Here is an 11,303-nt window from a genome sequence, read left to right as displayed (position 1 = left end):
AGCGAGCCAGCTCTCAGCGGCTGGTTACAAAATCCCGGATGCGCTGCGCCGCTTCGATGCACTCGGCCAGCGGTGCAACCAGTGCCATGCGCACGCGGCCGGCGCCGGGATTGAAGCCGTCGACATCGCGGGACAGGTACGAACCGGGCACCACGGTCACGTGTTCGGTGACGAACAAATCCCGGCAGAACTTCGCGTCATCAGTCCCGACGCTGGGCCACAGATAGAAACCGCCATCCGGGTGTTGCACGTCCATGACCGGGCTGAGGATTTCCAGCACGGCGTCAAACTTTTCCCGGTACAGCGTGCGGTTGGCGCGCACGTGTTCCTCGTCGCTCCAGGCCGCGATGCTCGCCAGTTGCGTCTGCACCGGCATCGCGCAGCCATGGTAGGTCCGATAGAGCAGAAACGCCTTGAGAATCTCGGCATCGCCCGCGACAAAACCCGAACGCAGCCCCGGGAGGTTCGAGCGCTTGGACAGGCTATGGAACACCACGCAGCGCTTGAAATCCTGCCGCCCGAGTTCCGCGCACGCGCTGAGCAGACCGGCCGGCGGAGTGGCTTCGTCGAAATACAGCTCGCTGTAGCACTCGTCGGCCGCGATCACGAAATCGTGCTTGTCGGCCAGGGCAATGAGCTTCTTCAGGGTTTCCAGCGGGATCAGCGCACCGGTCGGGTTGCCCGGCGAGCACAGAAACAGAATCTGGCAGCGGTCCCAGACGTCAGCGCTGACCGCGTCGAAATCCGGATTGAAACCGTGCTCGGCCAGGCACGGCAGGTAGTGCGGTGTGGCGCCGGCCAGAAACGCCGCGCCTTCGTAGATTTGGTAGAACGGGTTGGGGCTGATCACCAGGCCGTTGTCAGCGCGATTGACGACCGTCTGGGTAAAGGCAAACAGCGCCTCGCGGGTGCCGTTGACCGGCAACACATGTTTGGTTGCATCCAGCCAGCCGGCCGGCACGCTGAAACGGCGCTCGCACCATTTTGCGATGGCTTCACGCAGCGCAGGAATCCCGGCCGTGGTCGGGTAGACCGCCATCTGATCGAGGTTGTCCGCCAGCGCCTTGGCGACGAATTCCGGCGATTTGTGCTTGGGTTCGCCGATCGACAGGGCGATCGGACGTTTGTCTGGATTCGGCGTGACAGCACCGAGCAACGCGCGAAGTTTCTCGAAAGGGTAGGGCTGAAGCTGCAGCAGGGCGTTATTCATGTCGAATCGTTCTCAAGGCTGGGCGCACGCACTCGTGGTCACGATGTGGCTGGGCGCCGTGGAATCAAGTCGTTAAGTCGTGCCGTCCTGGCGGTTTCAGATGCTGATGCGCATTTCGCTGCCGGGCTCCGGGTTGACGCTGAGCTGCTCGACGATTTCATCCTGCAGGCGTCGGCACAGTTGCGGATCGGACAGCGGCTGGTGGTTTTCATCGGTCAGGAAGAACACGTCTTCCACGCGCTCGCCCAGCGTGGCGATCTTGGCGTTCTGCAATGACAGATCGAACTCCAGGAAGATCTTGCCCAGTCGAGCCAGCAGCCCGGGGCGATCCGGCGCACTGAGCTCCAGCACCGTGACCGGCCGCTGTGCGTCGTTGGAAATGGTCACCACGGGTGCAAAGGCAAAGTGCTTGAGCTGGCGCGGTACCCGGCGTTTGATGATCGTCGGGTAATCGTCGGGGTTGCGCAGCGCTTCGGTCAGGCCTTCGCGAATGGCCTTGATCCGCTCCGGATTTTCGCCGATCGAACCGCCTTCACTGTCGAGCACAATGTAGGTGTCGAGGGTGAACTGGCTGGTGGAGGTGATCACCCGGGCGTCGTGAATGTTCAGGTTCAGCTGGTCCATCGCCGCCACGGTCACGGCGAAAAAGTCATGCTGGTCGGGCGCATAAATGAAGATCTGCGTGCCGCCTTCGAACTCGCGCTGGGTGGTTTCCTTGATCAGCACCAACGGGCCGCCGTCGGCTGGTTGCTGCAAAATCGCATCGCTGTGCCAGGCCACGTCGCCTGCGGTGTGACGCAGGAAATAATCATCACCCAGCTGCGACCACAATTGCTCGACGTCATCGGGGTCGGTGCCGCTGCGCACCAGGATGTCCAGCGCAGCGGTCTGCGTGCGCCGGATTTGCTCTTCGCGGTCGACCGGGTTCTCCAGCCCACGCTTGAGCGCGCGCTTGGTCTCGGTGTACAGCTGGCGCAACAGGCTGGCGCGCCAGGAGTTCCACAGCGTCGGGTTGGTTGCGTTGATGTCGGCGATGGTCAGCACGTAGAGGTAGTCCAGATGCACTTCATCGCCAACGAACTGGGCGAAGTCGTGAATCACCTGCGGGTCGGACAAGTCCTTGCGCTGGGCAGTGGTCGACATGACCAGATGGTTCTGCACCAGCCAGACAATCAGCTGAGTGTCCCAGTGGGGCAGGTGATGGCGAATGCCAAACGCTTCGGCATCGATCGCGCCCAGTTCCGAGTGATCGCCGCCGCGGCCCTTGCCGATGTCGTGATACAGCCCGGCCAGATAAATAAGCTCCGGCTTGGGCAGTCTGGCCATGAGCTTGCTGGCCAGCGGGAATTTCTCTGACACCTGCGTGTATTGCAGCTTACGCAGGTGCTTGATCAGGTTCAGGGTATGGGCGTCGACCGTGTAGATATGGAACAGGTCGTGCTGCATCTGCCCGACGATGTGGCCGAACTCCGGCAGGTACAGCCCGAGAATGCCGTAACGGTTCATCCGCCGCAGATTGCGATGGATGCCGATTTCGCACTTGAACAGCTCGATGAACAGGCTGGTGTTGCGGATATCGTTGCGGAAATCGTCGTTGATCAGGTAGCGGTGCTCGCGCAGCAGGCGAATGGTGTCGGCCCGCACGCCCTTTATTTCCGGGCGCTGCGCCATCAGCACGAAGATCTCGATCATCGCGAAAGGCGTGCGCTTGAAGACGTTCGGATGGGTCGCTTCGATGTAGCCGTCGTGCAACTGGAAACGCGAGTTGATCGTCTCGGTGACCGTGCCTTCGTCGTCCGCGAGGATGACTTCTTCGAAGTGCTGGATGATCAGGTCGCTGAGCTGCGCGATGCTCATGACCACCCGGTAGTACTTCTTCATGAAGCGCTCGATGGCCAGTTTGGCGTCGCTGTCCTCGTAACCCAGCAGGCGCGCGATGCTGGTCTGGTAATCGAAGAGCAGACGGTCTTCGGAACGCCCGGCGAGCATGTGCAGCGCGTAACGGACCTTCCAGAGAAATTCCTGGGAGGACGCCAGCAGCGCGTTTTCACTCTCCAGCAGGAAACCTTCGTCGGCCAGTGCGTGCAGATTCAGCGTGCCGTACTGGCGGCGGGCAACCCAGAGAATGGTCTGAATATCGCGCAGCCCGCCGGGCGAGCCTTTGACGTTGGGCTCGAGGTTGTACTCGGTGTCGAAATACTTGTGATGGCGGTTCTTCTGCTCGGCGCGTTTGGCCAAGAAAAACTCCTTGCTCGGCCACATTTCGCGGGTGCTGGTGACGGCGAGCATGCGCTGGCGCAGACGCTCGGGACCGGCAATCGTGCGGCTCTCCATCAAATTGGTAATGACGGTCAGATCGGCCCGGGCTTCGGTGACGCATTCGTCCACCGAGCGCACGCTCTGACCGACTTCCAGGCCGATGTCCCAAAGCAGCGTCAGAAAGCGCTCGATGGAATCGCGGAAAACTTCATGGTCGGCGCTGTCCAGCAGGATCAGCAGATCGATGTCGGAGTAGGGGTGCAGTTCGCCGCGACCGTAGCCGCCGACCGCCAGCAAGGCGATGTCGGCATCTTCGCTCCAGTCGAACTGATCCCAGGCCTGTTGCAGGATGTTGTCGACGAACCAGGCACGGTCTTCGATCAGCCGGCGAATTTCCCGGCCTGACTTGAAGCGCCCGTCCAGCACTTCGCGCGCCTGACGGATGGCTTTCTTGAAGGCGGGTATGGGGCTGGCCTTCAAAGCCAGCTCGGCCTGAAACTGCCCGCGATCGAACAAATCTGGGTCCACCTGCGGCATCGAACTGCTTTCCTTCTATCTATACCGACCGTGCTAAAGCGACCGTGCTGGCTGTACCGACCGTGATGGCGAATGACGTCGCGATCAGGCCGAGGTGCGGGCGATGGTGTCATCGCTGCGCAGCGTGAAGATTTCGTAGCCGGTCGCGGTCACCAGAATGGTGTGCTCCCACTGTGCCGACAGCTTGCGATCCTTGGTGATGGCTGTCCAGCCGTCGCCCAGCAAACGCGTGTCGGCTTTGCCCTGGTTGATCATCGGCTCGATGGTGAAGGTCATGCCTTCTTTCAGCTCCATGCCGTCGCCGGCCTCGCCGTAGTGCAGCACTTGTGGTTCTTCATGAAAGACCCTGCCGATACCGTGGCCGCAGTATTCGCGGACGACCGAGAAGCCGTTTTTCTCGGCGTGCTTCTGGATCACTTCGCCGATATCGCCCAGGTGCGCGCCGGGCTTGACCACTTCGATGCCTTTATAGAGGCACTCTTGCGTGACACGGGACAGACGCTCGGCCCACTCAGGCACTTTGCCCACGTGGAACATCTTGCTGGTGTCGCCGTGGTAGCCGTCCTTGATGACGGTCACGTCGATGTTCAGCACGTCGCCATTCTTGAGCGGCTTCTCGTTCGGAATGCCGTGGCAGACCACATGGTTGATCGACGTGCAGATGGATTTCGGGAAGCCCTTGTAATTCAGCGGCGCCGGAATGGCCTGTTGCTCGTTGACGATATAATCGTGGCAGAGGCGGTCCAGCTCGTCGGTGGTCACGCCAGGCTTTACATAGGCGCCGATCATTTCCAGCACGTCGGCAGCCAGGCGGCCGGCAATTCGCATCTTTTCGATGTCTTCGGGGGTCTTCAGTGTCACGGTCATTAAGCAGGCTCTCTCGGCGCGGCGCAGCCACGGCTTGATACGGAAAAAACGCGATTCTACCAGACCGTCGTCAGGCGGGTTATCATCGCGCCTCACATTGCCGCTGGCAGGGCGCCCTACCGCTCACGCGAGGGGGATAAAAGCGTCGGAAAAACAGGCGCTTATTTCGAGTTCCGTTATCCAGTCTTTTGTGATATAAAATGCGCCGCTTTACGGGGTCTGCCCCGAAAGCTCTAACCCACACACGTGTCGACACGATGACCTGGGTGCCTTCGGCTCAAGCCGCTGGTTGGTCATTGGGATACGTGGAGGCCTAACCCGACTTATCAAGGAACTATCATGTCCCAAGTCAACATGCGCGATATGCTGAAGGCCGGTGTGCACTTCGGTCACCAGACCCGTTACTGGAACCCGAAAATGGGTAAATACATTTTCGGCGCGCGCAACAAGATCCACATCATCAACCTTGAAAAAACCCTGCCTATGTTCAACGAAGCTTTGACTTTCGTTGAGCGCCTGGCTCAGGGCAAAAACAAGATCCTGTTCGTCGGCACCAAGCGTTCCGCTGGCAAGATCGTTGCTGAAGAAGCAGCACGTTGCGGTTCGCCGTACGTCGATCACCGCTGGTTGGGCGGCATGCTGACCAACTTCAAGACCATCCGCGCTTCCATCAAGCGTCTGCGTGATCTTGAAATCCAGGCAGAAGACGGCACGTTCACCAAGCTGACCAAGAAAGAGGCGCTGATGCGTACTCGCGATCTGGAAAAACTGGACCGTAGCCTGGGTGGTATCAAGGACATGGGCGGTCTGCCAGACGCTCTGTTCGTTATCGACGTTGATCACGAGCGCATCGCGATCACCGAAGCCAACAAGCTGGGTATCCCGGTCATCGGCGTTGTCGACACCAACAGCAGCCCTGAAGGCGTTGACTACATCATCCCGGGCAACGATGACGCAATCCGCGCCATCCAGTTGTACATGGGTTCGATGGCTGACGCTGTGATCCGCGGTCGCAACAACAATGGCGGCGGCACCGACGTTTACGCTGAAGAAGCTCCAGCGGCAACTGTTGAAGGCTGAGTAACAAACGCCTGGCGTTGACTCAGTACGCAAAAAGGGGGCTTGGCCCCCTTTTTGCCACCTCGAAAACCATCTGACGTTGCCATCGATCTTATTGTCATGTGCAGCAGTCACCATGGATTTTCAAGAATTTGAACGCCCGTCTTGCGGGTGGAATGGTTGAAGACCTATCCAAGAGGATTTTGAAATGGCAGAGATTACTGCAGCGTTGGTCAAAGAACTGCGCGAGCGTACCGGCGAAGGCATGATGGATTGCAAAAAGGCCTTGACCAAGGCCGGCGGCGACATCGAAAAAGCCATCGACGATATGCGTGCTTCGGGCGCAATCAAGGCAGCCAAGAAAGCAGGCAACGTTGCTGCTGAAGGCGCCATCGCTATCAAGGACGACGGCAAAGCCGCAGTCCTGATCGAAGTCAACTCCCAGACCGACTTCCTGGCTCTGCAGGACGACTTCAAGGCATTCGTCGCCAAAGGCGTCGAAAAAGCCTTCGCTGACAAGCTGACCACCGTTGAACCTCTGGTTGAAGCGCTGGAAGCTGATCGTCTGGTTCTGGTCGGCAAGGTTGGCGAGAACGTCAACATCCGTCGTCTGGCACGCATCGAAGGCGACGTCCTGGGTTCGTACCTGCACGGCAACAAGATCGGCGTGGTTGTTGTCCTCAAGGGCGGCAATGCCGAGCTGGCGAAAGACATCGCCATGCACGTAGCAGCGACCAACCCTGAGTTCCTGCTGCCGTCGGACGTTTCGCCAGAAGCGATCGAGCGCGAGAAGAATGTCTTCATGCAGTTGAACGAAGACAAGCTGAAAGGAAAGCCTGCCGAAATCGCCGAGAAGATGGTTGGCGGTCGTATCAGCAAGTTCCTGGCTGAAGCGAGCCTGGTTGAGCAAGCGTTCGTCAAGAACCCGGAAGTCAAGGTCGGTGAACTGGCCAAGAAAGCCGGCGCTGAAATCGTTTCCTTCACCTACTTCAAAGTAGGCGACGGCATCGAGAAGCCAGTCGACAACTTCGCTGAAGAAGTCGCTGCTCAAGTAGCTGCAAGCAAGCAATAAGACGGTTTTCTAACTGTCGCCCCGAAGAGGCTGCCCGCTCACGCGCGCAGCCTCTTTGTCAAAGCGGTACGCGGAATTGTATTGCTGCACGGAATTTGTTTTTGCAGGGATTTGGGCCTACGAGGCTGCAATTCCCTGAAGCTGTCACCTGGAGTTAGCGCAGGCCAAACGCGGTCCGCGACTCGAACGATTTTTTTCAAACGCCGCAGGAGAGATTCGCAATGGCTCAGCAGGGCAGTGGCTATCAAGCTCGCTATAAACGCATTCTACTCAAGCTCAGCGGCGAGGCCCTGATGGGGTCGGAAGAGTTCGGCATCGACCCCAAGGTGCTGGATCGCATGGCACTGGAAGTCGGTCAGCTGGTGGGCATCGGCGTTCAGGTCGGTCTGGTCATCGGTGGCGGTAACCTGTTTCGCGGTGCAGCGCTGAGCGCGGCCGGTATGGATCGGGTCACTGGCGACCACATGGGCATGCTGGCCACCGTGATGAATGCGCTGGCCATGCGTGACGCGCTGGAGCGAGCCAACATCTCGGCCATCGTGATGTCAGCCATTTCCATGGTGGGCGTGACCGATCACTACGATCGTCGCAAAGCCATGCGTCACTTGAACGCAAAGGAAGTCGTGATCTTCGCGGCCGGTACCGGCAATCCGTTCTTCACCACGGATTCGGCAGCGTGCCTGCGCGCGATCGAGATCGACGCTGATGTCGTGCTGAAAGCAACCAAGGTCGATGGTGTGTACACTGCCGATCCATTCAAGGACCCGCATGCCGAGAAGTTCGATCGTCTGACCTATGACGAAGTGCTGGATCGCAAGCTGGGTGTAATGGATCTGACAGCCATCTGTCTGTGTCGTGACCACAAGATGCCACTGCGTGTCTTCAATATGAACAAGCCCGGCGCCCTGCTGAACATTGTGCACGGCGGCGCGGAAGGTACTTTGATCGAGGAAGGCGAACAATGATCAACGAAATCAAGAAAGACGCTCAAGAGCGGATGAAGAAATCCCTTGAGTCCCTGGCCCATGCATTCGGCCAGATCCGTACCGGCAAGGCGCACCCGAGCATTCTCGGCAGCGTGATGGTGCCGTATTACGGTTCCGACACCCCGTTGAGCGGTGTTGCCAACGTCACCGTGAAGGACTCCCGCACGCTGCAGGTCGTGGCGTTCGAGCGCAACATGCTCTCTGCGGTCGACAAGGCCATTCAGAGCGCCGGCCTGAACCTCAACCCGACGAACCTGGGCGAGATGCTGTTGATCTCCATGCCTGCCCTGACGGAGGAGACCCGTAAGGGTTTCACCAAGCAGGCACGCAGCGCCGCAGAAGACGCCCGCGTGGCCGTGCGTAATATCCGCCGTGACGCTTTGGGTGAACTGAAGAAGCTGGTCAAGGACAAGGAAATCAGCGAAGACGAGGAGCGCCGCGCCGCTGCCGACATCCAGAAGCTGACGGACAAGGCTGAGGCGGACATCGACGCTGCGACCAAGTCCAAAGAAGCGGACCTGATGGCCGTATAAGGGCCGGGAAGCTTTCATGGATAAGACAAAGCTGGCTGCGCCTGCCTCGGTGCCGCGTCATGTCGCGATCATCATGGATGGGAACAACCGCTGGGCCAAGAAGCGCCTGCTGCCCGGTGTAGCAGGCCACAAGGCCGGCGTTGATGCTGTTCGTGCAGTGATTGAGGTCTGTGCCGAAGCCAAGGTCGAAGTGCTGACCTTGTTCGCGTTTTCCAGCGAGAACTGGCAGCGCCCGGCGGAAGAAGTCGGTGCGCTGATGGAGTTGTTTTTCACGGCGCTGCGTCGCGAGACCAAGCGCCTGAACGAGAACGGCATCAGCCTGCGCATCATCGGCGACCGTTCGCGGTTTCATCCCGAGCTGCAGGCCGCCATCCGCGAAGCTGAGCAGCGCACGGCTGAAAACAGCCGCTTTGTTCTGCAGATCGCCGCCAACTACGGCGGACAGTGGGATATCGCGCAGGCCGCCCAGCGGCTGGCGCGCGAAGTTCAGGCAGGCCATCTGCGTCCGGAGGACATCACGCCGGAGCTGCTGCAAACGTGCCTGGCCACTGGCGACCTGCCGTTGCCCGACCTCTGCATCCGCACGGGCGGCGAGCACCGCATCAGCAATTTCCTGCTTTGGCAGCTGGCCTATGCCGAGCTGTATTTCTCCGACCTGTTCTGGCCGGACTTCAAACACGATGCCATGCGCACTGCGCTGGCCGATTTCGCTTCTCGCCAACGTCGCTTCGGGAAAACCAGCGAACAGGTAGAAGCTGGAGCCCGCGCTTAATGCTCAAACAACGAATCATCACTGCGCTGATCCTTGCGCCGCTGGCCCTGTGCGGTTTCTTCCTCCTGGCAGGCGGCAGCTTCGCGTTGTTCATCGGTGCGGTCGTCGTGCTCGGCGCTTGGGAGTGGGCCCGTCTTGCCGGTTTCGAAGCGCAATCAGCCCGCGTTCTGTACGCCGTGGTGGTCGCTGCCCTGCTGTTTGTGTTGTACCTGCTGCCGGACCTCGCGCCATGGTTGCTGGTGGCGGCGCTGATCTGGTGGCTGGTGGCAACCTGGCTGGTGCTCACTTTTCCTGAGTCCAGCGAGCATTGGTCCAGTGCCATCTGCAAGCTGCTGATCGGTTTGCTGATACTGCTGCCGGCCTGGCAGGGGCTGGTGCTGATCAAGCAAATGCCGCTGGGCAACTGGCTAATCCTCTCGGTGATGATTCTGGTATGGGGTGCGGACATCGGCGCCTACTTCTCTGGCAAGGCATTCGGCAAGCGCAAGCTGGCGCCGAAAGTCAGCCCGGGTAAAAGCTGGGAAGGCCTTTATGGTGGTCTGGTGACGTGTCTGCTGATCACTGCGGTGGTGGGTATTTATCGCGGCTGGTCACTGGGCGAAATCATCTTCGCGTTGGTGTGTGCGGCGATTGTTGTGCTGATCTCGGTCGTCGGTGATCTCACCGAGAGCATGTTCAAGCGAAAATCCGGGGTCAAGGACAGCAGCAACCTGCTGCCGGGCCACGGCGGCGTGCTGGATCGCATTGACAGCCTGACTGCCGCCATTCCGGTGTTCGCCTTGTTGCTCTGGGCTGCCCAGGACTGGGGCGTGATGTGAGTACGCCTCAGCTCATTACCGTGCTTGGCGCAACGGGCTCGGTGGGTCTGAGCACGCTGGATGTCATCGCGCGGCACCCGGCGCGTTACCAGGTGTTTGCGCTCACAGGCTATACGCGTCTGGCCGAACTGTTGGCGTTGTGCGTTCGTCATACCCCGCAGTTTGCCGTGGTGCCGACGACGGCCGCCGCCCGCCAGTTGCAGGACGACCTGCGCGCCGCCGGTCTGGATACTCGCGTGCTGGTGGGGGAGGGCGGGCTCTGTGAAGTGTCTGCGCACCCTCTGGTGGATACGGTGCTGGCCGCGATTGTCGGTGCCGCCGGTTTGCGCCCGACCCTCGCCGCTGTCGAGGCGGGCAAGAAAGTCCTGCTGGCCAACAAGGAAGCGCTGGTGATGTCCGGCGCCTTGTTCATGCAGGCTGTTCGCCGCAGTGGCACGGTACTGCTGCCGCTCGACAGTGAGCACAACGCAATTTTCCAGTGCCTGCCCCGTGATTACGAAAGCGGTCTCGAGAAGGTCGGCGTCAGGCGTATTCTGTTGACCGCATCCGGTGGTCCGTTCCGGCAGACGCCGCTCGCCGAGCTGGAGCATGTCTCCCCGGATCAGGCCTGCGCCCATCCCAACTGGTCCATGGGTCGCAAGATTTCCGTTGATTCCGCCAGCATGATGAACAAGGGCCTCGAGCTGATCGAAGCCTGCTGGCTGTTCGACACGACACCCGCGCGGATCGAGGTGGTGATTCACCCGCAGAGCGTGATCCATTCGATGGTCGATTACGTCGACGGCTCGGTGCTGGCGCAGTTGGGTAATCCCGACATGCGTACGCCGATTGCCCACGCGCTGGCCTGGCCCGAGCGCATCGACTCGGGCGTCGCCCCGCTGGATCTGTTCAGCATCGCGCGGCTGGACTTCGAGGCACCGGACGAAGTGCGCTTCCCATGCCTGCGTCTGGCGCGGCAAGCTGCTGAGGCGGGCGACAGTGCGCCTGCCGTTCTGAACGCTGCCAATGAAGTCGCGGTCGCCGCCTTTCTGGACAAGCGCATTCGCTATCCGGAAATCGCGAGTATGATCGACGAGGTTCTGAACCTTGAGCCTGTCGTCGCCGTGTCCGAGCTGGAGACGGTTTTTGAGATTGATGCACGGGCCCGCGCGCTGGCCGAGCAGTGGTTAGGTCGCAATGGTCGCTAGGCA

The 11,303-nt window shown here is 60.2% G+C and carries 10 protein-coding genes; 7 read left to right on the top strand and 3 right to left on the bottom strand.

Annotated elements, in window-relative coordinates:
• Positions 1–13: 13 nt before the first annotated feature.
• The 3 genes from dapC to map form a co-directional block, all read right to left on the bottom strand.
• The gene (gene dapC / locus OKW98_RS23820) at positions 14–1,210 is read right to left on the bottom strand and encodes a succinyldiaminopimelate transaminase (protein WP_265386924.1); all 1,197 of its coding nucleotides are present in this window, start codon (positions 1,208–1,210) and stop codon (positions 14–16) included.
• 96 nt (positions 1,211–1,306) lie between these two features.
• On the bottom strand, positions 1,307–4,006 hold the full coding sequence (locus OKW98_RS23815) for a [protein-PII] uridylyltransferase (RefSeq protein WP_265386923.1): 2,700 nt from the start codon (positions 4,004–4,006) through the stop codon (positions 1,307–1,309).
• A gap of 84 nt (positions 4,007–4,090) precedes the next feature.
• Positions 4,091–4,873 carry a type I methionyl aminopeptidase gene (gene map / locus OKW98_RS23810; protein WP_265386922.1) on the bottom strand — a complete coding sequence of 261 codons (783 nt, stop codon included), beginning with the start codon at positions 4,871–4,873 and terminating at the stop codon, positions 4,091–4,093.
• 339 nt (positions 4,874–5,212) lie between these two features.
• Here map and rpsB point away from each other — a divergent pair, with 339 nt between their 5' ends.
• From rpsB to ispC, 7 genes are all read left to right on the top strand, one after another.
• Positions 5,213–5,953, top strand: coding sequence for a 30S ribosomal protein S2 (rpsB, locus tag OKW98_RS23805; RefSeq protein ID WP_265386921.1), 741 nt, complete (start codon positions 5,213–5,215; stop codon positions 5,951–5,953).
• A 187-nt stretch (positions 5,954–6,140) separates the two neighbouring features.
• Positions 6,141–7,004, top strand: coding sequence for a translation elongation factor Ts (tsf, locus tag OKW98_RS23800; RefSeq protein ID WP_265386920.1), 864 nt, complete (start codon positions 6,141–6,143; stop codon positions 7,002–7,004).
• 221 nt (positions 7,005–7,225) lie between these two features.
• The gene (gene pyrH, locus OKW98_RS23795) at positions 7,226–7,969 is read left to right on the top strand and encodes a UMP kinase (RefSeq protein WP_037014256.1); all 744 of its coding nucleotides are present in this window, start codon (positions 7,226–7,228) and stop codon (positions 7,967–7,969) included.
• Positions 7,966–8,523, top strand: coding sequence for a ribosome recycling factor (gene frr / locus OKW98_RS23790; RefSeq protein ID WP_065989845.1), 558 nt, complete (start codon positions 7,966–7,968; stop codon positions 8,521–8,523). Before pyrH ends, frr begins: the two co-directional genes overlap by 4 nt.
• Before the next feature lie 16 nt (positions 8,524–8,539).
• On the top strand, positions 8,540–9,295 hold the full coding sequence (uppS, locus tag OKW98_RS23785; RefSeq protein WP_074891303.1) for a polyprenyl diphosphate synthase: 756 nt from the start codon (positions 8,540–8,542) through the stop codon (positions 9,293–9,295).
• On the top strand, positions 9,295–10,113 hold the full coding sequence (locus OKW98_RS23780; RefSeq protein WP_265386919.1) for a phosphatidate cytidylyltransferase: 819 nt from the start codon (positions 9,295–9,297) through the stop codon (positions 10,111–10,113). Before uppS ends, OKW98_RS23780 begins: the two co-directional genes overlap by 1 nt.
• Positions 10,110–11,300, top strand: a complete 1,191-nt coding sequence (ispC, locus tag OKW98_RS23775) for a 1-deoxy-D-xylulose-5-phosphate reductoisomerase (protein ID WP_265386918.1) — start codon at positions 10,110–10,112, stop codon at positions 11,298–11,300. Before OKW98_RS23780 ends, ispC begins: the two co-directional genes overlap by 4 nt.
• Positions 11,301–11,303 lie beyond the last annotated feature (3 nt).

This window comes from Pseudomonas sp. KU26590 (assembly GCF_026153515.1).
GTDB lineage: Bacteria > Pseudomonadota > Gammaproteobacteria > Pseudomonadales > Pseudomonadaceae > Aquipseudomonas.
Note: the sequence above shows the minus strand (reverse complement) of the source record. Positions and strands in the feature narration are given on the sequence as shown.